At 50.1% G+C, this 24332-nt stretch carries 21 protein-coding genes; 12 read left to right on the top strand and 9 right to left on the bottom strand.

All coding sequences use genetic code 11. The features are described 5' to 3' along the window. Positions 1-159: 159 nt before the first annotated feature. The 3 genes from ACE3MZ_RS22120 to ACE3MZ_RS22110 all read left to right on the top strand — a co-directional run bounded on the left by ACE3MZ_RS22120 (position 160) and on the right by ACE3MZ_RS22110 (position 2666). Positions 160-828, top strand: coding sequence for a pyroglutamyl-peptidase I (locus ACE3MZ_RS22120; protein ID WP_411344239.1), 669 nt, complete (start codon positions 160-162; stop codon positions 826-828). 324 nt (positions 829-1152) lie between these two features. After that, complete coding sequence (locus tag ACE3MZ_RS22115; RefSeq protein WP_411344238.1) at positions 1153-1575, top strand: Rrf2 family transcriptional regulator; 423 nt, start codon at positions 1153-1155, stop codon at positions 1573-1575. 227 nt (positions 1576-1802) lie between these two features. Continuing rightward, positions 1803-2666 (top strand): SDR family oxidoreductase, encoded by an 864-nt coding sequence (locus ACE3MZ_RS22110; RefSeq protein ID WP_411344237.1) that lies wholly within the window; start codon positions 1803-1805, stop codon positions 2664-2666. Between the two features lie 355 nt (positions 2667-3021). Here ACE3MZ_RS22110 and ACE3MZ_RS22105 read toward each other — a convergent pair whose 3' ends face one another. Next, positions 3022-3375, bottom strand: a complete 354-nt coding sequence (locus tag ACE3MZ_RS22105; protein WP_411344236.1) for a hypothetical protein — start codon at positions 3373-3375, stop codon at positions 3022-3024. Between the two features lie 207 nt (positions 3376-3582). Continuing rightward, positions 3583-4533 carry an NADP-dependent oxidoreductase gene (locus ACE3MZ_RS22100; RefSeq protein ID WP_411344235.1) on the bottom strand — a complete coding sequence of 317 codons (951 nt, stop codon included), beginning with the start codon at positions 4531-4533 and terminating at the stop codon, positions 3583-3585. Between the two features lie 382 nt (positions 4534-4915). Between ACE3MZ_RS22100 and ACE3MZ_RS22095 the strand changes: the two genes are divergently transcribed. Next, positions 4916-7045 (top strand): S-layer homology domain-containing protein, encoded by a 2130-nt coding sequence (locus tag ACE3MZ_RS22095; protein ID WP_411344234.1) that lies wholly within the window; start codon positions 4916-4918, stop codon positions 7043-7045. 254 nt (positions 7046-7299) lie between these two features. On the opposite strand, the gene ACE3MZ_RS22090 is transcribed toward ACE3MZ_RS22095, so the two are convergent. The 4 genes from ACE3MZ_RS22090 to ACE3MZ_RS22075 all read right to left on the bottom strand — a co-directional run bounded on the left by ACE3MZ_RS22090 (position 7300) and on the right by ACE3MZ_RS22075 (position 11493). Further along, complete coding sequence (locus ACE3MZ_RS22090) at positions 7300-8145, bottom strand: AraC family transcriptional regulator (protein WP_411344233.1); 846 nt, start codon at positions 8143-8145, stop codon at positions 7300-7302. A 97-nt stretch (positions 8146-8242) separates the two neighbouring features. Then, positions 8243-9382: a Gfo/Idh/MocA family protein gene (locus ACE3MZ_RS22085; protein ID WP_411344232.1), complete on the bottom strand. Its 1140-nt coding sequence runs from the start codon at positions 9380-9382 to the stop codon at positions 8243-8245. A gap of 63 nt (positions 9383-9445) precedes the next feature. Next, on the bottom strand, positions 9446-10630 hold the full coding sequence (locus tag ACE3MZ_RS22080; protein ID WP_411346887.1) for a Gfo/Idh/MocA family protein: 1185 nt from the start codon (positions 10628-10630) through the stop codon (positions 9446-9448). Next, positions 10630-11493 carry a sugar phosphate isomerase/epimerase family protein gene (locus tag ACE3MZ_RS22075; RefSeq protein WP_411344231.1) on the bottom strand — a complete coding sequence of 288 codons (864 nt, stop codon included), beginning with the start codon at positions 11491-11493 and terminating at the stop codon, positions 10630-10632. Before ACE3MZ_RS22075 ends, ACE3MZ_RS22080 begins: the two co-directional genes overlap by 1 nt. A 333-nt stretch (positions 11494-11826) precedes the next feature. Between ACE3MZ_RS22075 and ACE3MZ_RS22070 the strand changes: the two genes are divergently transcribed. The 3 genes from ACE3MZ_RS22070 (at position 11827) to ACE3MZ_RS22060 (ending at position 14963) form a co-directional block, all read left to right on the top strand. Next, positions 11827-12855, top strand: a complete 1029-nt coding sequence (locus tag ACE3MZ_RS22070; RefSeq protein WP_411346886.1) for a zinc-binding alcohol dehydrogenase family protein — start codon at positions 11827-11829, stop codon at positions 12853-12855. A gap of 126 nt (positions 12856-12981) precedes the next feature. Further along, a complete protein-coding gene (locus ACE3MZ_RS22065) occupies positions 12982-14010 on the top strand; it encodes a GTPase (RefSeq protein ID WP_411344230.1) in 1029 nt (342 codons plus the stop codon). A gap of 32 nt (positions 14011-14042) precedes the next feature. Next, positions 14043-14963 (top strand): serine/threonine protein kinase, encoded by a 921-nt coding sequence (locus ACE3MZ_RS22060; protein WP_411344229.1) that lies wholly within the window; start codon positions 14043-14045, stop codon positions 14961-14963. A 210-nt stretch (positions 14964-15173) separates the two neighbouring features. On the opposite strand, the gene ACE3MZ_RS22055 is transcribed toward ACE3MZ_RS22060, so the two are convergent. Beyond that, positions 15174-15347: a hypothetical protein gene (locus tag ACE3MZ_RS22055; protein WP_411344228.1), complete on the bottom strand. Its 174-nt coding sequence runs from the start codon at positions 15345-15347 to the stop codon at positions 15174-15176. A 390-nt stretch (positions 15348-15737) separates the two neighbouring features. On the opposite strand from ACE3MZ_RS22055, the gene ACE3MZ_RS22050 reads away from it, so the two are divergent. After that, positions 15738-17798: a methyl-accepting chemotaxis protein gene (locus ACE3MZ_RS22050; RefSeq protein ID WP_411344227.1), complete on the top strand. Its 2061-nt coding sequence runs from the start codon at positions 15738-15740 to the stop codon at positions 17796-17798. Between the two features lie 147 nt (positions 17799-17945). Here the strand turns inward: ACE3MZ_RS22050 and ACE3MZ_RS22045 are convergent, their stop codons facing one another. Continuing rightward, positions 17946-18458, bottom strand: a complete 513-nt coding sequence (locus ACE3MZ_RS22045) for a cupin domain-containing protein (protein ID WP_411344226.1) — start codon at positions 18456-18458, stop codon at positions 17946-17948. Between the two features lie 453 nt (positions 18459-18911). On the opposite strand from ACE3MZ_RS22045, the gene ACE3MZ_RS22040 reads away from it, so the two are divergent. Both ACE3MZ_RS22040 and ACE3MZ_RS22035 read left to right on the top strand, forming a co-directional pair. After that, the gene (locus ACE3MZ_RS22040; RefSeq protein WP_411344225.1) at positions 18912-19361 is read left to right on the top strand and encodes a FlxA-like family protein; all 450 of its coding nucleotides are present in this window, start codon (positions 18912-18914) and stop codon (positions 19359-19361) included. A gap of 340 nt (positions 19362-19701) precedes the next feature. Then, positions 19702-20718, top strand: a complete 1017-nt coding sequence (locus tag ACE3MZ_RS22035) for a PTS transporter subunit IIC (RefSeq protein ID WP_411344224.1) — start codon at positions 19702-19704, stop codon at positions 20716-20718. Positions 20719-21035: 317 nt separating this feature from the next. On the opposite strand, the gene ACE3MZ_RS22030 is transcribed toward ACE3MZ_RS22035, so the two are convergent. Continuing rightward, positions 21036-21542, bottom strand: coding sequence for a Crp/Fnr family transcriptional regulator (locus ACE3MZ_RS22030; protein ID WP_411344223.1), 507 nt, complete (start codon positions 21540-21542; stop codon positions 21036-21038). Between the two features lie 424 nt (positions 21543-21966). On the opposite strand from ACE3MZ_RS22030, the gene ACE3MZ_RS22025 reads away from it, so the two are divergent. Together ACE3MZ_RS22025 and ACE3MZ_RS22020 are read left to right on the top strand one after the other, a co-directional pair. Then, a complete protein-coding gene (locus ACE3MZ_RS22025) occupies positions 21967-23193 on the top strand; it encodes an ROK family transcriptional regulator (RefSeq protein WP_411344222.1) in 1227 nt (408 codons plus the stop codon). A 10-nt stretch (positions 23194-23203) separates the two neighbouring features. Beyond that, entirely contained in the window at positions 23204-24241 is a 1038-nt protein-coding gene (locus ACE3MZ_RS22020) for an ROK family protein (protein ID WP_411344221.1), read from the top strand. Positions 24242-24332: the final 91 nt, after the last annotated feature.

The raw sequence follows: 24332 nt of genomic DNA, 5'->3' as shown, positions 1-24332 counted from the left end.
AATACTTGCTCACGATCCCGAATTGTAAAGCAGAGGTAATATATTTATAAAGGTAAAGTATATTCCTTTACAATATTCGTTTTTTTATTTGCATGATGTTGATTCAAAATGGGGAATGTGGTTTCAAACGTTGTATTCATCCAACTGGAGGTAGAGACAATGAGAATACTGGTATCCGGATTTGAGCCGTTTGGCGGGCATCATATCAACCCGACGGAGTACTTGCTTGAGGCGGTCGAGGACCATTCGTTTGCGGATATTCAGGTAGAACTGCGGACACTGCTGTTACCGGTACATTATGATGAATGCGTGGAGTTACTCATTCGCGAAGCCGAAGATTTTCAGCCGGATGCGATTATTATGTGTGGGCTGGCTGCTGGACGTACCGCAGTGAGTCTGGAGCGAATCGCTGTCAATGTGAAACATGTTGAGCCGGGCGCAGAGTATGCTGATAATCTGAATGCGAGGCCGCAGGATGTGCCGATTCGTGAGGATGGGCCGGATGGTATTTTCTCCACCTTGCCGATCCGCGAGATGACGTGCCGTTTGCTGGAAAATGGAATTCCGGCTGCGGTATCCAATACGGCGGGTACGTTTATTTGCAACAATACGATGTATGGCGTGCTGGATTATTTGCAGCAGCGACACCTGGGCGTACGTGCTGGATTCGTTCATTTCCCAGCTTCTACCCAGATGGCGCTACACAAGCCGACCTTGCCGTCGCTGCCGATGGATCTGATGACGCGTGCCTTGATGCTGATCATTCGTACAACTGCGGAGAAATTGCAGCATGACGCTCAGGAACTGGACTCTGCGGCATCGCTGTGAGAGATGGAATAGTAGTGTTGATCGGCGGACAGGAATATCGGAACAATTGGAGCAGGCACTCGCTATCTAACATGAATGACGTACAGATGAATGACATATCGATCATAAGGAACAGTTTGCTGACGATGGACAGCAAACTGTTTTTCTGTTGATTGCACTTTGTAGTAGCAGATGATCATTTATGATTCATCCGATAACTCCGGTAATATAATGACATCCTTCATTCCGTTTAGCAAACGTAACATTGATCAAAAGTAGTCTCTGCAAAGCTGTTGACTTTTGCAATTAGTGTAACTATACTGGTTACAACGGTGGTGATACAAAATGAAACAAATCAGTACACGCTTCTCAATGGCGGTACACACGCTGTCCTTGATCCATCTGTGTCCGCTGGAATGCACAGGCGACTTTATCGCTGCAAGTGTCAATACGAACCCGGTCGTCATTCGCCGGATTATGGGCATGTTGAAAAAGGCAGGGCTGATCGAGGTGCGCGCTGGTATCGGCGGAGCGTATTTGCTGCACCAGCCAGAGCAGATCACCTTACTCGACATTTACCGCGCCGTCCATGTAACGGAGGAAAATAAACTGTTCGGCATTCACGATCATTCTAGCATCGCTTGTCCTGTCGGACGCAATATTGAGCAGGTGCTTCAGGAAGAATTACGTGAAGCGCAGACGGCGATGGAGCAACGGCTTGCCCGCACGACGCTGGCACAGCTTAGCAATCAATTCGTAACCATATAACGTATGGCTGCGAGCACAAGCAGATCCAGATACGATCAAGCAGATGACGAGCAGACCAATCTTGATGCAGCCCGCACGATCTTTTATCATCTTGGATATTCAGACAGCAGGAACAGACAGAAATGAGAGCCTCTACACAGGCTTTTATTTTATACATTCGTTGTAACCACTTAGGTTATAACGGCAATTACGATACCTACATTTTCACACTATAGGAGGATATGAATATGACAATATTAATTACAGGCGCAACCGGACATCTTGGCTCTAAAGTGGTAAATGAATTGCTCAAAAAAGTACCTGCCAGCGAGTTGGCAGTCAGCGTACGCAACCCGGAGAAAGCAGTACATCTGCGTGAACAAGGCATCGACGTGCGTCACGGTGATTTTGACAAGCCAGAGACACTGGAAGCGGCATTCGCTAATGTGGATCGTCTGCTGATTATCTCGGCAGATGGCGATAACGAGACACGCATTCGTCAGCATAATGATGCGGTAGCAGCGGCAGCGCGTGCTAATGTCGGCTTTATCGCTTACACTAGCGTCGGCAATGCGGCAGATAGCCAATTGTTCCTCGCACCAGTACACAAAGCAACCGAAGAAGCAATTGCAGCAACGGGCATTCCGTATTCGTTCCTGCGCAACAACTGGTATTTGGAAAATGAACTGTCCAGCATTCAAGCCGCAGCTGCGGGCGCACCATGGGTAACTTCCGCTGGTTCCGGCAAATCAGGCTGGGCAACACGCGACGATTACGCTGCGGCGGCAGCAGTCGTGCTGACGGGTGAAGGTCATGACAACACCATTTACGAGCTGTCTGGTCCGCTGTTAACACAGGATGAGCTGGCAGCAGCTGCGGGCGAAGCACTGGGCAAAGACATTCCGGTACAGCATGTGGATGATGCTACGTATGCAGAGATTATGAAAGGTGCTGGTCTGCCGGACTTCCTGATCCCGATGCTGGTTAGCATTCAGCACGATATTCGTGAAGGCGAGCTTGCCGTGGAGCAAAGCGATTTTGAAACATTACTCGGTCGTCCGCTCACTCCGACCGTCGATGCAATCCGTCAACTGCTGAACGAGCAAGCATAACAATTGTCACGTAGATCATAATAATCGCCATTTCCACGGTGCAGTATATGCTCGTCTAAAGCACCTGTACTATGAAGCAGGCGATGAATATATAGCTGCTATCCATGCGATAGGCACAATCGATATTCATAATATGGATACTTCAACAACAAACCGCCCCGGCGACTGGTGATCATACACCTGCGCCGGGGCGGTTTTTCATATCATTTCGTTTCTGTATGTCTAGTACAATCTACGTCTGGATACCCCATTCGTAGATGACATGCGTCCTGCTACATCCGAGATGACTGCTCTTGGTATTTACAATGTTTCATATGCAGTCATCCGTCAGTCCGCTGAATCGGATGAGCGTCGATCAGGGTTGCGACGCGGGTTTCACTTTGCGTTCGCCATCCTGCCGATTGCTCCACCAGCGAAATACCCATGCAACAATCGCCCATACTAGACTGACCGCCATGAGCGGGAACATCAACAATAACGGAATATCAATCAAAGCTCCAATATAATCGGGATGAATCATCTGATAGATCCAGCCCGGCAAAGTAGAGCCGAGTCCAATAACAAATAATATAGCAGCGCTGATCCATGCTCGGCGCGTCAGCCGCATGGCGGCAATGATCAGCACCAGCAGCACGGCGAGTTCCAGCAGCCAGACGATACGAAACAGTGGATCAGGAAATACGGTCGCCGGATTAATAAGCCACATCATACTGCACCTTCCTTAATAAAACATGGATTTGTTACAGCCATTATACTGCATCGGCTGCGGGCAAAATCGTCAAGTTTGTAAACGCAGGTGGTATGCAGATTACTGTTTTGCAATGTTTATCATCGTTCCGGAACGTCCAATCCTGCGTTTGTATCTCTATTATCATTTGTTGGGATCATTGACTCCCGTTATGACAGGCAAATGTCCTTACTGTACCTCATCTTCAAAGGTGATCACAATTTTACCTTTGGCATGATGCGTTGCACTAAGACGGTGAGCTTCGCGCAGACCTTCCTCAGAAAACGGCAGCTCGGTGCCGACGATAGCATTCACTTTGCGTTGTTCCAGCAGTTTACCAAACTCCTCTAACTGCTTGCCATCCGGTTGCAGCCAGATCGCTTTGGCAGTTACATTGTGCTGCTTGGCAAGTTCCTCGTCCGGCTGATCCAAAATGGAGATCAAGCGACCGCTGCCTTCTTTGAGCACCTTGAAGCTGTCCTTTTGAATCTGCCCACCCATCGTGTCAAACACAAGATCGATATCGGACAATTGTTCAGCAAAGTTCGTGGATTTGTAGTCAATCACTTCATCCGCGCCAAGCGATTTCAAAAATTCCGCATTTTTGGCACTGGCGGTCGTGATAACGTGCGCGCCTGCGTGCTTGGCAAGCTGGATCGCCAGTGTGCCGACTCCGCCTGCTCCGGCATGAATCAGTACCTTTTCGCCTTCCTTGAGCTGACCGTGATCAAATAGAGCCTGCCATGCAGTCAATCCAGCTAGTGGAATCGAAGCCGCTTCGGCAAAGCTGATACCCGGTGGCAACGGAGCGAGCAGATTGTCATCGACCGCGACATATTCAGCATATGTGCCAAAACGAGTCGTATCTGGACGGGCGAAGACATGATCACCAATCTTCCATTCGGTGACGTCATCGCCAACCTCGGTGATTACACCAGCGGCATCCCAGCCGAGAATGATCGGGAACTCCCAATCCATCATTTGTTTGAGGTGCCCTTCGCGTAGCTTCCAATCAATCGGGTTGATGGAAGTAGCTTTTAACTTCACGACAACCTGCTTGGAACCCGGTTTCGGATCGGGTACGTCTGCCAGCTTGAGTTGATTCTCGTCACCATATTGTTCAATAATAACTGCTTTCATGTGAAATCCTCCTCGATTGCGTGATGTGTATATTGCATAGAATTGCAGATTCATTGTATTGATCAGGATATTCAGCGAAATAAACGTACTGTTATGTACATACCCATTCCAGCATGTGCAAACACACGGAAATAAAGAGACAGCCGAACACTGATCGTAAAAAAGCTTTGAATCATGAGATAGATGGAGAGCGTGGTTACATCAGACGCTTTGACGGTCTGCTTTTGCATTGATGATGTAATGGAAAAAGAGTCCGACGGAGAGTGGAAGATTACCAGCATCGATGGATACGTGCAAAAGTCGCCAACAGGCATTATGATTCTGCATCCAGCACCCGTTATATAGAAGTAGAACAAGCGAGATGAAATAGGAGCGAACTCATATGAACAATGACCACAATCGGATATCCCAATCGTCAATGTCCAGCAGAGGTAGTTTGAATAGTAGTATAGGGGATGTGCGTAAGCTTCCTTTCGGCTTGCGACTATTTGCAATGCTGCTGACGGGATGTATGCTTTTCTCGCTACTTGTGCCGTCGGCATCGGCGCAATCGTATCAGGTGCAGTACACCATTTACAATCCGGCGGTGAATACGGCGCCGTCACTAGCATCCGTTATGCTTGACCCAGCGATCCCAGCTCTGGAATATACGATGACTTCCATGCAATATAGTCTCAATTCCACAGATGGCAGCAATGGTGTCTGGAATGATGCGGCAGAGGGGGAGACGCCGTTTACACCTGCACAGGGCTGGCTGACCTTACGTTTGTATAACGATCCGTCGACAGCGTTTCGCTTGGCGTACATTAGCATCAATGGAGCTGGCGCGGATGGTACACAGCAAGGTGCGACTATCGGTACAGATACGACAACAGGAACGGAGTCGACAACTTCCAATACAGGTTCAACGACTAACAATACGACCAATGCAACTTCGGGCAGCAATACAGGAACATCTTCGGCAAACAGTAGTGACGGCAACAACAGCAATTCCAGTAATATTTCAAACACTCCCAACTCCAATTCGGATGCTGTCAATTCCGGTACTGTCAATTCCGGTACAACAGCATTACCAGATGGAAATGGTCTGTATACCGCTCAATCGTCTGCGCCCGGTCAACTGACGGTTACGCCGCGTAAGGAGAGCATTGTGCAACAGTTGGCATCTTCATCTGACCGGATAGTGCCGATTGTGATTCCATCAGGCTATACGACGGTGGATTGTGTACTGAACGGGGATGTAATGCAGGCGCTATATGACGGACAAGGTGGTATTCGAGTGGAATCGCCGCTTGGCGACTATGAGCTGCCGGTATCAGGGATGAGCCGCAATGCTTTGCTGTCATTACCGGGTAGCCCGTCTTCTCTGCAACATATTACGCTTCATATTGGCATCGCGCCTGTGAGTGAGGATATAGCCAATGCAGTGCAGCAGGTAGAACAGCAAGCAGGAATGAAAGCGATTGGTACGCCGGTACAATTTTCGCTAACCGGTACAGGTGGTTCGGCAGCTCCGGTTGCTATCGATCCCAATATGCTGTTTGCTGCGACAGGTACAGGTACAGGTACAGGTACAGGTACAGGTACAGGTACAGGTAGCAATAGTAATGCGAATACTTCTGTTCCTGCAAAGGGCAGACAGCTTACGCTGCATCCGTCTAGTTCTAACGTCAATATCACGACGGCTATTCGCTGGAATCCGGTACAGAAGCGTATCATTGCGGTGCCTACTGTAGTGAATCGTACTACTACCAATGCGTCCAACGGTAAAAGTCAGTCCGCTGCCACAAGCAATCTCAACAATGCAGGGCAGTCCACCAATACAGAGAATGCGAATCCTTCTACTACAACGACATCCGGCGCAGGTTCATCGAGCGGTTCTAATGACGTAGTTATTCACGGCTTTGTACCAGACGGCATGTATGCGCTGGTGCAGAGCAGCAAGACGTTTCCCGATGTAGCATCCAGTTGGAGCAAAGACGATGTTAATGATATGGCATCGCGGCTGATTGTGAACGGTGAGGACGGTAACTTTGTACCGGATCGTGAAGTGACGCGTGCGGAGTTTGCAGCGATGCTGGTGCGTGCGCTGGGCTTGGCGGATGAGCAGAGTAGTCATTTGCCCAAAGATGTGCATACGTCAGACTGGTACGCTGGTGTAGTAGGAACAGCGATCAATCACGGGCTGATCGAAGGATACAACGACGGCAATTTCCGTCCGAATCAATATATTACGCGCGAGGAAGCGGCAATGATTATGAGCCATGCGATGGACTATACCGGTCAATCAACTACGCTGTCGGACAGTCAGGTGCAGCAGCAGTTGAATCGGTTCTCCGACCGCAAACAAGTATCCAACTGGGCGAAAAAGGCAGTTGCTGCTACTGCGAAAAGCGCAATCGTACAGGGCAATCAAGGACGCTTTGAGCCGCAAAGTCATGTGACTCGTGCTCAGGCGGCAAGTATGATTCGTCGTTTGCTGCAAAAAGCAGGTTGGATTAATGCAGGGTAGCAGGCGGTACAATTGATACGAAGGAACGAAGGAACGAAGGAACGAAGGAACGAAGGAACGAAGGAACGAAGGAACGAAGGAACGAAGGAACGAAGGAACGAAGGAACGAAGTGCGGAGTTGTACAGCGAGCACGGCGAATGTGAATGGTTTATAGTATAGAAAAAGAGTCGCGTGGACGGAGGATAACGTCTACGCGACTCTTTTTCTATGCAATATCGGAGTTACATCATCTTCAGTGAGACCGCCAATCCTGCTACTCCCGCAAACGATAACTTTCCGGTGAACAACCGACTTCCTCACGGAACATGCGGCTAAAATGAGCGGGCTGTTTGAAGCCGGAGCGACGGCTGATTTCGCTGATGGGTAGATCGTGTTGGTATTGCAGCAGTAGCTTTGCCTGATTGATCCGGCGATGGTACAAATATTTAAAAATCGTTATGCCCGTCCATTCCTTGAACAGCGAGGACGCGTACGAGCGTGACAGATGCAGATGGTCGGCGATCTGCTCCAGCGTCATATCGTGCATATAATGCTGCTCGATATAGTCGACGATATGATGGGCGTACATCTCTTTGCCTTCGCGAACAACCGGGCTTTCCTGACGCTCACAGCATCCAGCAAGCAGTGCCAGCAGATCGCATAACTTCATCATAAAAGGCAGTGGAATCTGACCTTGCTGCGGCTCATGTGACAACCGACTGAGCTGCTCTAACAGCACTTCCAGATCGCTGCGCTCCTGTAATGTCAGTTGCAAACGAATGCCACCAGATTGTTCAAATGGCAACAACAGCTTGTCAGCATAACTCGTCTGTACATACTCATGCAGCAACGCAGGGTCAAAATGCAGCGTAGAACGCACGTACGGATGCCCCGGCTGTGGATGCGGACGATGCAAGGTGCGACCGTGCATCAGCAGCACATCGCCCGGATGCAACTGATAGATGCGTTCCCCAACAATATACGTGCACAAACCTTCGTGAAAATAGTAAATTTCATAATGCAGATGGGAATGAAATCCGTCCGCTGCCACCGGTTCAAACGCACGCGTTTCCCGATAGCCGAGAGTGACCGCCTGCTCCATCCGCAGTGCATCCGGCATGAGTGCTGCACCTCCATAATGATAACGATTACATTTGTCTCTATTGTAGCATGTCATCTGGGGAGGAACAGACCTTTTGCCGGATTTGCAATTGGTTTTAGTTCGTAGATTGTGGAGTTATCGTTCCATTGGCTTCGATATCGGTAAAGCCTTGCATCGGATTGGTACGATTCCAAGCACGCTGCTGGGCAAGTAGGCAAATTTCCGCCGCTTTGAACGTATGCTCTTGTGTCATCGCGTGATCGGTACGATCCAGCACATCGCGGATCAGCTGACCGAAGAACGGATAGCCGACCTTGCCTGATACGTCAAAATGATATTCACCCTCATGGTTCACCAGATACACATGATTGCCCCCCGGCTCGCGCGCTACGTCGATATATTTGCGCAGTTCGATATAGCCGTCTGTGCCGAGGATCGTCATCCGTCCGTCGCCCCATGTCCCTAGCCCATCCGGGGTAAACCAGTCGACACGCATGTACCCGGAGGCGCCACTGCTGCCGGTCAGCGAGATTTCGCCAAAGTCCTCCAATTCGGGATATTGCGGATGATGAAAATTAGCCACCCGGCTGAAATTAATCTGTGCATCCAGCGACGAGCTGAACGTGAGAAACTGTTCAATCTGGTGACTGCCGATATCGCACAGAATACCTCCATATTGCTCCCGTCGGAAAAACCAGTCCGGTCGTCGCTGTGCTGCCAGCAGATGTGGTCCGGTGCCCATAATCTGCACCACCTTGCCAATCGCTTGCTGCTGGATGAGTTGAAGCGCGTAGATCGCGCTCTCCTGATGTAGTCGCTCACTGTAATAGACCATATATTTGCGTCCGGTGCGCGCCGTTTCAATGCGTGCCTCTACTAGCTGCTCCAATGTGGTAAACGGAGCTTTGTCGGTAAAATAATCTTTGCCTGCTTGCATCACACGCATACCGAGCGGACCGCGTTCCGAGGTGATCGCTGCCGCTGCTACGAGCAGAACCTCGTCGTCATGCAGCACCGCTTCCAGCGAAGGGGCGATACGCGCTTGCGGGTGCTTGTTTTGCAACGATTGAGCGCGATGTGGATCAGGATCGTAGATCCATCTCAGCGTCCCCCCTGCATTGACTAGCTCCGCGCACATGCCGTGAATATGTCCGTGATCTAGCGCCACCGCCGCGAAGACGAATTCGCCGGGTGCACATACCGGCTCATGATGATAGTCGGTAGTCGGTGCGTAAAACATGCCATCCTTGCTCATCCAGATCGTTCCTTTCCGTATGGAATGCTATTGATGAACTTGCGTATTGCATATCCTAAGCGGTTATTTGTATGTTGCGCTTAGATCGGCAGGTGTAGCGTTATCGTCCAATACGGTCTGTCCGGGTTGATATACCGATTGCTGACGCCGCTGCTCCAGCTGTTGCTCAAAGGCTTGCTCATCCAGCGGCAATTGCACCCAATCGTCCGTCCATGTAGACAACAGCATCGCATTGGACAGCGTTAATCCGTTAATGCCTTCCACGCCGGGTGACAACAGAGAACTGCCAGTAATAATCGCTTCGATCCAATTACGGATGATGCCGGGATGCCCAGTTTCCTGTTCGCTGATTGGAATATCGCATTGCCAGCATTCCGGGCTGCCAAATTTACCAGTGTAGCGGGCATTGAATTGTGGTTCCGGCTCGCGCAGCCGCCAGAACGTCAATTGATCGTCTTCGATGACGATTTTCCCGCGTTCGCCAGTCACTTCAAATCGATTCGTGCCCGGTGCTTCGCCAGTTGTCGTAATGAAGACGGCGCTCGCTCCATTAGCATATTCCAGATAGGCGGTCACATCGTCCTCAACCTCAATATCGCGATAATGTCCGAATCGGCAAAAGGCACGGATACGCTCCGGCATCAGCCCGGTCATCCATTGCAGCAGGTCGAGTTGATGCGGACATTGATTGATCAGCACACCGCCACCTTCGCCGCCCCACGTAGCACGCCAGCCACCAGAGTTATAGTAGCTTTGCGGACGATACCAGTTCGTAATGATCCAGTTCATGCGTCGTATCTGTCCTACTTCACCGGACTGAATCAGCTCGCGCAGCTTGGCATAGACCGGGTTGGTACGCTGGTTGTACATGATAGCGAATACGCTTTGCGGATGTGCCGCCGCCGCTTCGTTCATTTCCCGTACCTGTGCTGTACTCACCCCGGCAGGCTTCTCCACCAGTACATGCAATCCATGTTGAAATGCAATCACTGCCTGCCGCGCATGATCGTCATGCGGAGTGGCGAGAATGACTGCATCCACCGTACCAGACTCCATCATCTGGATGGAGTCGCTCCAGAACGTAACCTGTTCCGATAGATGTTCTTGTGTCCATGTGCGCATACTTTCGCGAATATCGCATACTGCTGTCAACTCTGCACCTGGAATTGCACCGGATAGCAAGGTGCGTGCATGTGTACTACCCATATTACCAATGCCGATCACGCCGACTCTTACAGATGGTTGCATCATAATAACGCCTCCTGTTCGTGATCCTGCCGTATTAGCGCCAGAAATGTATCGGTAAAATGGCGCAACATCGTCTCACCCGCCCATTGACCGCTAAAATCCTCCACACCAAGATAGCCATCGTACCCAAGCTGTTGCAAATGTCGTACGATAGGCGCCCAGCGCACGATGCCTTCGTTTAGCGGCGCCCAGTCACTTTGCCATTGTCCATTCTGCTGCTGCCAGGCGGCATTTTTGACATGGACATGCGCCAAATACGGACCCAGCATTTCCAGACCCATGCGATGATGCTCATACCCTTCGTGTACGAGATTGCCCGGATCGTACAGTACGCCGATGTGCGCCGGATTGAAGCGCTCTACTAATCGCAATGCAAGCGAAGCGCTTGGGGCAATCGTGCCGTGATGTGTTTCTACCAGCGCCTTGATGCCGTACTGCTGCGCCATATCTTGAATCGCATCCAGATAACGCACCGCTTCCTCTTGCAAATCCTCTATATGCCGCTCCCCAGTGTAGGATGGCACCCCGACTCGCATCATCTGCACATCTAGCTGTTTGGCAGTAGCAAATGCCTGTGCCGCCGCATCCAGATCGCCGCATTTTACATATGGCACGAGTGCAATGGAACGCATACGATGTTTGTCTGTTTGCTGTCGAATGGTATCTACTATCGCCGCATCGCCTTGCGGATCGATGGAGCAGCGGTTATTTCGCCAAAAGGAAGGTGCTTCTTTGGTAGCCTCTTGCGGAATACCTGCATATCGCCATTCGATGCCTTGAATGCCTGCTGCTTCTGCTGCTTGGATGAGCTGCTCCGGTGTCAGCTCCGGCGTACATACCGTAAATACAGATAACTTGATCATGGCTGCTTCAACTCCTGTCCCTTGAAATGTGGTCGTTGTCAGACCGCCTGTAAACACTGGCATTGTAGCATGTGAGATCAGCGGAACACAGACTTGCGCAGCAACAGTGGAATCACAGATAAGCCGCATCGCAAAATGAACAATGTCAGAACAGTATCACCATTCCAAGCATCGGTTTGGAAAAGTTGGCATCATCCATAGTAAAAAAGGGTATTATACAACGTACTGTATTGTTTGGCGGGTAGCCATTCTTTTACAATGGAACTAGATAGTATGCAGTGGCGTATATGCCGCTACACATAGATAGAACGGAAATTAGAGGAGGATACCATGATGACTGTAATGAAAGCGGTAGGGCTCACCCAGTATTTGCCGATTGAGAACGAAGAGAGCTTGCAGGATGTGCAGATAGACAAGCCGGTTGCCGGTGACCATGATCTGCTTGTACAGGTGAAGGCGATCTCGGTGAATCCAGTTGATACGAAGCTACGTGCGCCTAAGGATAAAGTAGAGGAACAGCCGCGCATTCTCGGCTGGGACGTTGCTGGTATCGTAGAGCAGGTAGGCAGTGGAGTGGAAGGATTTCAGCTGGGAGATGAAGTGTATTATGCCGGTAGTGTGACACGTCCGGGCGGCAACAGTCAGTATCATCTGGTCGATTACCGGATTGCGGCGCACAAGCCGAAGCGACTGGATTTTGCCGCGGCAGCTGCATTGCCTTTAACAGCAATTACCGCATGGGAAGGCATTCATGATCGGCTTGGTATAGCGGAAGATTCGGCGCACAATGCAGGTAAAAGCATTCTGATCATCAACGCCGCCGGTGGTGTTGGCTCCATTGCTACCCAGATTGCGCGTCAGGCGGGCTTAACCGTCATCGGCACTGCATCACGCTCGGAAACGGAAGAATGGGCGCTGGCGCACGGTGCGGAGCATGTGATCAGTCACCGCGAGGCGTTCTTGCCACAGCTGAAGGAGCTAGGCATCGGCGAAGTGGATTATATTTTCTGTCTGAACCATACGGATCAGCACTGGCAGAGCATGGCGGAAGTCATTGCGCCGCAGGGACGTATTTGCTCGATTGTGGAGACGGCAGAGCCGGTCGATCTCGGGCTGCTCAAGGATAAAAGTGCTTCATTTGCATGGGAGTTCATGTTCACCCGTGCCAAGTACGAAACAGCGGATATGCAGGAGCAGCAGCGTATTTTGCAAAAGGTAGCTTCGCTGGTAGATGAAGGTATATTCCACAGTACCGAATCGGAGCGACTGGAACCGATCAACGCTGCGAATCTGCGCGAAGCCCATGCCCAGCTAGAATCTGGCAATACGATTGGTAAGCTGGTATTGGAAAACTGGGAGTAAATGAGCGAGAGTAAGGAAAATCGGTCTGACATATAATCCATTGCTTCACACACTATATCGTTCTGCATCATATCGTCTTGCATCAATCATAGCCAATTCAGTTATTTAACGGACGGAGGAGTCATCGTGAATCTCAAGGACAAGCAGCTCAAGGCGGATATTGGACGCCGGGCGGATCAAGCATTTGATCAGGAAATGGATGAGATTAACCGCCAGATGGAGCAGCAGGTGTTGATCGCGCTGGTCGGTGATGTGAATGCAGGCAAATCGTCCACCATTAACCGTATTATCGGTGACGAGGTTGCTGGTGTCGGCGCGGAGCCGGGCGAGACGACTCAAATTCGGGAATATCCATATCGCGACAAAATCATCCTGATCGACACGCCCGGCTTGAACGATGTGAATACAGCCAATTCCGAGCGCACGCGCGAATATTATCGCAAAACGGATGTGGTGCTATTTTTCCTTAATGCCGCAGGCACGGTCTTTTCTGAAGCGGAGAAGAAGTCGCTGGAAGCGTTGGAGAAGATCAACAGCGATATCCTGATCGTCTTGAACAAAATCGACGCTGCCGAAGAGATCGACCGACTGGTTCGCCGGATTCGGCAAGAAACGGGCGACCGTTACGAGGTGATTCCGGTATCGTCACGCACGGGCGAGAATATCGAGAAGTTACGCTACGCCATTCTCGATTTGCTCAAAAAAAAAAGTAAGGACATCGTCTTCGCCCGCACGATCAAAGAAAAATCATCGGTCGCCAACAAATGGATCATCGGCGCAGCTACTTCCGCAGGAGCGATTGGCGCGGCTCCGTTGCCGGGTGCAGACATTATTCCGCTGACAGCGATCCAGATTGGGCTGCTTACACGATTGGCAACGCTGTATGAGCGTCCACTTAGTCGCGAGGCGGCGAAGGAGATCGTTATCGCTTCCATCGTTGGGAATCTGGGACGGACGTTGTTTGCACAGGTGGTGAAGCTGTTCCCTGGCGCAGGGACGGTTGCCGCTGCTGGTATCGCTGGATCGGTCACACTAGCGCTAGGTTATTCGGTCAAGTATGCGTATGAGCGCGGTATTGACGTGACCCCGGAGAGCATCAGCAAGCTGTATCGCAAATTCCGCACGAAGACGGACAAGGGCAAGCTGCCGGAATAAACGAGTTGCAAAAGGGAAAGGCTGGTTGAGCGTTGAGAGCATTACAGCGAATGGTTGGGCATCTGTCCCGCTGGTTGCAGGAGCGACATTTTATGCCGGGTATGGTCATTCACGGGCGTTATGAGGTGGAAGGGCGGCTCGGTATGGGTAGCTACGGCGTCACCTATATGTGCCGTGATCTATCTGCTAATGGTAAGAACGTGGTACTGAAAACGATCCAGCCTCTACGCGGCGGCGATCATCGGGCGCAGCTGATCTATGACCGCGAGTTACGCGCCATGCAGGCGCTGGATCATCCGCAGATGCCGCGACTGCTGGATCATTTTGTGTATCGTAAGCAGCGTTGTCTGGTTATGTCGTTTATGAACGGGTATAACATGGGCGAGTTGCTATTTGAGCAGGAGCATTCTTTTACAGAACGGGAATCGCTGCAATTCATGCTGGAGTTGTCTCAACTGGTGCAGCAAATGCATGAGCGCCAGATGGTGCATCGCGATATTAGTCTGTCCAATGTGCTGTGGGATAAAGGACGGATTCAATTGATCGACTTCGGGCTCACATGGCATCAGGATGAGCCACCGGCGCTTGTGCAGCAGTTGGACGAGCTAGTCAGTGGAGATGAGCAGGAGAAGGTGATTCGCCGTTCGCTGCATGTACGTAGCGACTTTTACGGGATGGGTCATCTGCTACTATATATGTTGTATAGCAGCTTTGACGAGCAGCGATTGGTAACGGTTGCGCAGGGGGAAGATAATACACATCGTCATGGAACAGGCAGACCGGAATCAGAGCCACTACTGGACAATGCCAGCTGGGAACAGCAATTGGACATTCATCCCTATACTCACCAGTTGATTCGGCGGCTGCTTCAAGCGGATACGCCGTATGATCGGCTGGAAGACGTACAGGCAGATCTGCGGCAGGCATTGTCTTTACTGAATGCGGATACGTGAAGAATAGTGTTGTAGTAATACACAGCTGGTTGGAGCATACAAGCACGTTGCCAATCGACACGATGCTGCACAGCTATTCATGCTGCGGAGTATGAAGTACAGAGTAGACTATATAAAAAAAGCAGCTTCTCCTTTAAATGAGGGAGAGGCTGCTTTTTTGTCATGCCATGTTGTGTGTGATGCGGTCTATTGAGCAAAGGATGCAATCCGTTAACTGCTGCTGTAGGAGCTACCTTTGCCACGACGCTTGTAATGATTGTGATTATACTGGTTGTGGTGACCACCACGACGGTAGCGGTCGCTGCTGCTATAGGAATGATGACTATGTTTTTTGGAAGATTTGGAATTCATGACTTGTTTGATAATACTCTTGATCAGACCCATATGAATAACCTCCTTCGGTAATCTTACCGTGTGTATACGATTGGTTTCCCCAGCGGTTTCTGTTCAGACGCAAAAAAACGCGAAAAATAATATATTTTAGCTAATTTTAAGGTTCTCTTCAGCTGACAACGGATTATATATGTATATATAGACTTATTTAGCATGAAAATTAATATGTTTTATAAAATTTAATTACTTAAAATCAAAATAATGATTCAATGCAAGCTATTTAGGATATAAACAGGTATATAGTCTTAAAGAACCACTACCAAGGTTACAATCTTGAACATATACTAGTGACTATATTCATTGTTTCTGTGACGGACGACGCATAGGCGGAAAGTATACAGCATATTTTAGATAGAAGATACAAAGGAGAACATCAATATTATGAGTACATTCAAGCAATGGTCAGGCAGTCTTTTCGTGAGGATACTGGGGATTTCGGCTCTCTGTATCGTGATTCCAATGATCGTGGTTATGCTGATCGTCGGTTACCGGATGACCGAATCGTATGAGCAATCCAACATGCAGTCACTATCCAGTGTTGTTAGCGAAAAAGTTAAAGAACTAAACATCATCATCAAATCCCAACAAAATGCAGCAGAATCCGTTGTGAACGATCCGTACAACGTAGACTTCTTCAACAATCTGGATCGTACGGGTACACCGAATACAGAAGAATTGAGTCGCATTCGCGAGAACATAACGAAGAAATTGCAAGATTCCGGCGGTTTGTATGAGAATATCTTTTTCATGCATAACGGTGCGCTATACGTAGATGGGATCGGCGGCAGTTCGGTCGGTTATACACCGACAGCCGAAAAAGACCCATGGTATCCCAAAGTACAACAAAATCCGGGTCCATTCATTAGCGATATTATGACATCTCCGGTATCCGGCTCGTCCGTGATCGTAATCGGAAATGTCGTTGCGGCAGCCAATGGCACGACCAACAATCAACCTACCGTATTCGCATCTCCGCTGAATGTCAACGTCCTGTTACAGGATGTTGTCCGTAAAGGCGATGGCGATACGCTAAATACGATCGTATTGAATGCCAATGGCGATGTCGTTGCTTCTCCAGACGAATCGCAAGTCATGAAGCTGAATCTGAGCAAAGTCGATACCGAAGGCATGTATGCGCAGGTTCAATCCAACACTAGCGGCAACGGCTTTGTAACGATCAATGGCATGCGTTATATGGCTGTATTCCAAAAAGACGGCGATCTTGGTTTGACCGTCGTGACCATGCAGCCGGTTAGCATCTATATGGAACGCGTTCACGAGATGATCGTGCTGATGATTCTCGTAACTGTGATCAGCTTGATCGTAGCACTGACCATTATGTTCCTGCTTGTACGCGGCATTATCCGTCCGGTACAACTGGCATCTTCCGGTCTGAAACGTATGTCCGCAGGTGACTATTCCACCGAAATTCCGGAGAAATACAAGCATCTGAACGGCGAAACGGGTCAACTGCTACAAGCGATGAATCAGATGCAGCAATCGACTCGTGCGATGATTACGGCTGTCTCCGGCGAAGTAGAGCAATTGCGCTCTGTCAACGCGCATACGAACAGTGTATTTAACGACATGTCTACTAGCATTCAGGATGTATCGGCAACGACGCAAAATATGTCCGCAGGCATGGAAGAAACTGCCGCATCGACGCAGGAGATCAGTGCATCCACCCGTGAGTTTGAGACGGCGATTGAAACGATTGCCCGTGGTGCACAAGAAGGAGCAGAGAACGCTAACGCGATCAATCTGCGTGCTACCGAATTGAAAGAGAAGTTGACGACGTCTATTGCCAATACAGGTACAGCTTACAATGAGATCAAATCGGGACTAGAAGAAGCGATGGAGCAATCCAAATCGGTCGAAATGATCAAAACATTGAGCGAATCCATTTTGCAAATTACGAAGCAGACCAACCTGCTTGCACTGAACGCTTCCATCGAAGCTGCACGTGCTGGTGAAGCGGGCAGAGGCTTCTCTGTCGTAGCGAACGAAATCCGCCTGCTTGCCGACGCATCACGCGATACCGTCGGTCAAATTCAAGGCATCACCGAAGAAGTGGTTGATTCTGTCAACAACCTGCAACAATACACTGGTCGCCTGATCGGTCTGCTGACTACCGAGATCGCAGCCGACTACGATATGATGCAGAAGACGAGCGACTATTATATGCAAGATGCCAGCGACATCGACCGCATGGTAAGCGAATTTAGCGCGACAAGTGAACAATTGAGCGCATCCGTACAAAACTTGGCACAAGCGATCCACGAAATCGCCCTGTCCAACAACGAATCCGCCAACGCCACCGAAGAAATCGCCGAAGCCGCCCAAGCCATCCTCGAAAAAGCAGGCAACGTATCTACCGAAGTTGAGAAAACCAACGAAAGCGCCGAACGCCTCAGCGGCATGGTCGACAAATTCAAGTTTTAATAAAAGGTTCCACATGATCTAACGCCAAAGACCCGACAGAGTCCAAACTCTATCGGGTCTTTATTTTATACCTACACTATATAAGGATTCCTGCTCATCCATGCTGAGCGGTTCCTTACACCATAACGACTCCCACGAATTGTACCCTCAATTCTCCCCACGCCACAACCGAACCAACGGTCCATCTACTCCAAACACCGGGTCGGTATCCGGCAAAGGCACCTGCGGAATCTCTCCCAACGCCTGCTCATATTCCCCTGGCTCACCAGTACGCGTATTGTACGAAATCCCACCCGGATAAGCCCCTACAATCCGAAAATCCTCACTAGCCTCCAACCGCTTATGCCCCGTTCCCGCTGGCAGCACTACCACATCCCCAGCAACCAGCGTAAACGCCTGCCCCTGCTCGCCACCCAACTGCACCGTCACTTCGCCACTCACAACTCCCAGCACCTCATGCGAATTGCTGTGATAATGATGATACCCAAACACCCCATTGACCCAACTATTCAACCATCTATTCCCATTAAAAACCGCCTCTACATCCCCCAATCGATCCTTCAAAACCCCTCTATACATCAAAACAGGTAATCCCGAATTCGGAATAACCCCATCATCCTCAAAATAAACCTCCCGCAAACCCTCAACAAATCCACTCATCCCAAACACCCTCCCAACTCAATATACATTCCTAAACCCTACGTAATAACCTACACCCACAACTTAAAACCAAAACATTAACGATCCCCACCTCTTACTCCTCCTACTCCACTCAAAAAAGTAAAAATTTCCACATGCATGCACTCCACTCCCATGCTCTCCCTGCCAAATTCCCCTGCTAAAATCGAATATTGGCTCCAGCACAAAGCGGAGGAAAGGAAATAAGGGGAAAGGACGATTTTGGAGGGGCGGGAATCTTCATTCTCTCCTCCATTCAAAGATTCCCGCGGCTCCACCTGAGGACGTCCCCTTATTCCTTTCCGCAGCGACTGTTGCACCAATTTCCGATTTTCAACCAACGTCATATACATAAACAACCATATTCTGCCGATAAATAAAGTGGGAATTCTGGAACAAGACGAGGGTTATTCTACGGAGCAGAGGAGTTTTCCCATGAACATTTCATCCACCTCGTCAACAACAGCGTCGGCCTATTCATCGACCCAATCTTCCAGCAACACGGCCGCGCTGGAAAAACAAAAAGCAACGCTGCAAACCCAATTGACCAAGCTTCAATCCGGCACAGACAAAACAAGTTCGGATACGGAGCAACAGATCAAGCAGATTCAGCAGCAAATTCAACAGATTGAACGCCAGATCGCACAGGCAAAAGCAAGTTCTGGTTCCAGCAGCAGCTCGTCCGACGGCACAACAGACAGCACATCCACCGAGCAAACGAGCGCAACGGATGAGCCGAAATCGACCGAAGAAGCAACACTGGATGCTATGAAAAAAATGCAAAACAGTGAAGCCAAAAAGGCGAAAGAGCAAGAGCAACAAGAAGCCAGAGAACGTAGCTTTGCACAAATGGGCATCGGAAGCCTGTTTAGCGCGAGCGTTTAATTGCATATCCGTCAGACAAGCCGATTCGAGGTGAAACACTTGGGCACCTGGAACCGGCTTGCCAACGGAAGATGCAACATGAAGCAGGCTTGATGCATGCAAGTCTGATCAGCCGTCCATCTTGGGGACGGCTTTTTTGTGTTTTCTGGTCGAAATTGTGAATATCCATGAAATTGCGAAAATTTTGTGTATTTGCTGTATTTTCTGAAAAATGATAGTTTACAGCGTTAAATCGCTGATGTAGGATTACAGAACGCAAATGTATTTCCTTGATGTCACCGTTGGATCGGAATGGAAGGAATTGCATCATGTAGAACTGGCACAAAGGGGAAACGGTAAAATGAAGGAGTATCTCATCAGCCGCATGTATAAGGCATCGGCAGGCATGGCAAACGCGGTTCTCGTGACGCTGGGGATCGGGTTGTTGTTTGAAACGTTTGGCAAATTTTTGGGCTGGGATACGTTGGTGTCCATCGGTACCGTAACCAAGTTGCTATTAGCACCGGCACTGGGCGCGGGCATTGCATACCAGCTGGGCGGCAACTCGCTAGTCTTGTTCAGTGCAATGGCGGCAAGTACGATTGGCGGCGCAGCCCTGCATATAAATTCAGATGGCGGCATGACGCTCGTAACCGGGCAGCCGATCAGCGCGGTGCTGGCAGCTGCGGCAGCTACATACGTAGGGAAACGAATTACCGGACGCACCAAACTTGATATGATGGCGATTCCGCTAGGTGCGGTCTTTGTCGGCGGTCTGGTCGGTGCGGGATTAGCGGCAGTGGTGACGCCGCTACTGACGACGATCAGCGCGGCGATTACGACGTCGGTACAAGGTCATCCACTGCTGGCACCGATGGCGATTTCACTCGTGTGGAGTATTTTGCTCATGTCTCCGGCATCGTCGGCAGCGATTGCGATTGCTCTCAAATTAGACCCGGTATCCAGTGCAGCGGCATTGATCGGTTGTACTGTGCAGTTTGTCGGTTTTACCCTGATGTCGGTACGACAAAATGACGCGGGCGGCTTTATCGCTCAGTTTCTGGTCACACCGAAAGTGCAATTCCCGAATTTGGTCAAAAATCCGCGCTTGGTCATTCCGACCTTTATCTCCGCGATTATTTGCGCCCCGATTGCGACGCTGCTGTTCCATTTCCAAGCATCTTACGAATTGGCAGGTCTGGGCTTGAACTCGTTGATTGCGCCGTTGAATATTTTGGCGATTCAGGGTGCGGGTGCATTTACGGTATACGTGCTGATCGGAATGGTATTGCCAGCGATGATTACACTGGCGCTGTACGGCGTATTGAAAAAGATCGGCTGGGCAAAGCCGGGCGATCTGCATATGGAAGTGCGCTAAGCGCAGGACTGGATAGCTGATGGGAGAGAGGCAGCGTATGCAGTCGGAGTCTCCGCAACATTGTGAGAGACTCCGATATAGACGTTTTGCTGAATCGAACCATAGTGAATCCAACCGTAAAGAAAAAGCAGGCTTTCAACCGAAAGCCTGCTTTTTTGTGTTCGAGTTCCACTTTTTTCGTGAGCAAGTGAGGGCTGGTTTTATAAAATAGGCGTCTGGCTCAAATGAAATGTGGAGTGGTTTAGCTGAGTTGAGTACCATTCCGTAATGCTTACGAGCCGAATTTGTTTCTATTTAGGTTTCTATGCAGCCTAGTTCTATTGCTGCCGAGTCTGCGCGCGTAGCAAACGATTGACTGTTTCCCGGCGTAGACCGATCAATTGACCGATCTCATCCTGAGTGAGAATATCGGTGAGGCTAATATCGTTGAGATAAGTGGCAAACCAGTGCTGAAGCTGCTCTAGTTTTTCCGCCGGGGTGGTGCGAGTGAGCTGGTCGATACGCTGCTGCATCATGCGCAGCTTGTCCTGAATCAGTGTCGCTACTTCGCGGTACAGAGCGGGCTCGTGCTCTAGTCGGTAGTACCAATCGGCGGCATGAACTACTTCTACTTCGGCGTTGGTCAGGGCAATAGCTGTGCCGTGATAGCTAGTTGGACTGATCAGCGAATGATGCGGAATCATCTCGCCGGGCACGATAATATTGAACAAAAACAAACTGCCGTCCTCGTGCAGCCGGACGATTTTGAACAATCCACTGTTGATTCGATATAGCGGACCGTCTTCGCCCTGACGGAATAAGATGTCGCCTTTGTGAAGTTGCAAGGTCAGTCCTCCTCTGTATGTAGCTTATGTCGAAATGGTCGTTTATCCTATGCATCAATACATCGTTCATTAGCATTGCACATGATATTGTCTCATTATCCCGAAGGGGGATGCAAGCGAATCTCGAAGCGGCGCTGCTGATCCAATGACCGGAGTAGAACACCCATCCAATTCAGCATCCAATTCCGTTGCTATCAAAATAAAAACGATTTATGGAAAATAACAATAGACAGCGCAAAAGAGCGGGCGTATACTAAACCCAACCGAATTTAGTAAACAAAGTTTACTAATATAAAAAACATAGCGATCTCACACTTCCGATGCAGCAAACAATCATTTGTTTTGGTGCTATTTTTTGTGATGAATGATGTTCATTTGAAACGAAAATGAAAACGAAAACGAAAATGAAAATGGAGGAGGAACTATGCCAACATCTATCGGAAATCCACAGATGATTCGTCATTTTAACGAGTATCTGATTCTGGAATTGATCGTGCAGTACCCGGGTCTGTCGCGGGCAGAGATTAGCCGTCGTACTGGGATTAGCAAACCGACGGTATCAGCGGCGGTACAGCAATTGTTGGATCGTCAGTTGATATGTGAAACAGGGCTGGATAGCAATCAGCAAGGGCGCAAAGGGCAAGTGCTGGAATTTAATGCGAATGTATTTTACTTGTTTGTGCTAGATATTGGACCGGAAGGCATCGCGACTGGCATCGCTGATCTGTCCGGTCATGTCGTAGCGGGTGAGCCGGTGTTATGGACAGAGTGTGGTGATAATCCCGATGAGCAGCATCTGGCATCGCTGTTATTGTCCCGTATGCACCAGTGCGCCGAGCAGCTGAGTATTACGCCGCAGCATATTCGTTTTGCCAGTGCGGGCATTCCGGCGGTTGTTGATCCGGTCACTGGTCGGATTCAAACGTTATTGCCACAGCTGAATCCATATATGTCTTTGCTATCGTCAACGTCACTGTCCAAGCAGCTCGGCATGGAAGTGCTGCTGGACAATGACGTCAATCTGGCAGCGGCTGCGGAAAAGCAATATGGTGTAGCGAAGACCGCTGTCCATTTTGCCTACTTGTATCTTGGAGAAGGGGTCGGCGCCGGGCTAATGATCGACGATAAGCTGTATCGTGGACTGCACGGAGCTGCTGGTGAAATCGGACAATCTGCTACATCGCTGACGGCTGGCTCATCGGGACAGCATCGTCGACTGGAGCAGCAGATTGGCAGTGAAGGATTACGTGAGCTGATGGCAGATTATGCGGCGCAGCATCCGAATGCTGGTCTGGATGGATGGCAAGTAGAACAATTGCTGGATGCGGCAGCACAGGGGCAGCCAGCGGCGCAGTCTATTGTGCAGCAGTATGTGGAACGACTCGTATTGCCGCTCAGTCAGATGACGGCGCTGTTATCACCGGAAATGATCGTATTCGGCGGACCGATTGGCAGTCAGGCGGAGCTGTTCGTTCCGCAGCTTCAGCAATCGTTGCAACCGTTTGTACCAGCGATGCCGCAGTTGAAATCTTCCGCTCTGAGCGACAGTGCCGTTATGCGCGGAGCAGCGCGGGCGGGCGTCCAGCGTGCATTTGTCCATATTCGCGAGGATGTGCTAGCTGTCGGTACCCCCGTATCCATACACAAATAGGAGGCAAATTATGCAGCAACAGCAGAACGGAATTATAATCCCACCAGCATCTACATCTTCCTCTGATTGGTATGCAGGCATTGATATTGGCGGAACCAAGACGCTGATCATCCTTGCTCGCCGTGACGGCCAGATTGCGGCGAGGTGTAAACGACCGACGGTGCAAACGGCGAAACCGTCGGATTTTGTAACATGGCTCTTTGCTATGCTGGATGAAGTATTGCAGCAGCAGGGATTAAAGCGACAACAGCTGGCAGGCATCGGTATCGGCTTGCCGGGTGCGGTTAACCCGGAAGAAGGCACAATTCGTCATGTGCCCGCGTTGCCGCTGGATGGAATCAATCTCAAGCAATGGATTGCGCCGCATTATGACGGTGTGCTGTATCTCGACAACGATGTGAATGTCGCGGCACTCGGTGAACGCTGGCTTGGAGCAGGGGCTGAGCGTCGTCATCTCGTCATGGTGACCGTCGGTACAGGCATTGGAGGCGCCGCAATTATCAATGGGCAGCTGTATCATGGAGCGGATTATACGGCGGGCGAGATTTCGTACTTTGTCGTGGATCACCAACCGGGAGAATCAGCGGCACAGCAGGCAAGCAGCACTGCATTCGGACGTTTTGAAGCGCTGGCATCGGGAACGGGCATCGGTGAGCACGCGCGGCGCTGGTTGCAAGAACGCGACTTGTCTTCGCCAAGTATTGATACTGTCTTGCAGGCAGCGGGCGGCAATGTAGAGCAGGTGCAGGCGGTGCATGTATTGGAGCTGGCGGCGGCTGGTCATGCAGAAGCAGTTGCGATAATGGAGCAACCGCTAGATTATATGGCGGCAGGACTGGCGAATATCATTGCGCTGCTGAATCCGCAGTGCATCGTTGTCGGCGGTGGCGTGTCGGAATCGGCATATTATATGGCAGAGCTACAGCGGCGGACGCGAGCATTGATCCCGATTGATTGTATGATTGTCCCGGCACAGCTAGGCAATGAAGCCGGAGCACTAGGAGCTGTGTATGGCGCGATTACAGCAGTCATACGGGAACAGATCTGAGCGAATGGCATTCGATACATGGGATGAGAACCTTACTGTATGCACAAAATAAACAAAGCATTAGAACAATACACCATACTGTGTTTGAACA

The sequence above is a fragment of the Paenibacillus sp. WLX1005 genome, assembly GCF_046603685.1.
Taxonomy (GTDB): domain Bacteria; phylum Bacillota; class Bacilli; order Paenibacillales; family Paenibacillaceae; genus Saccharibacillus.
Note: the sequence above shows the minus strand (reverse complement) of the source record. Positions and strands in the feature narration are given on the sequence as shown.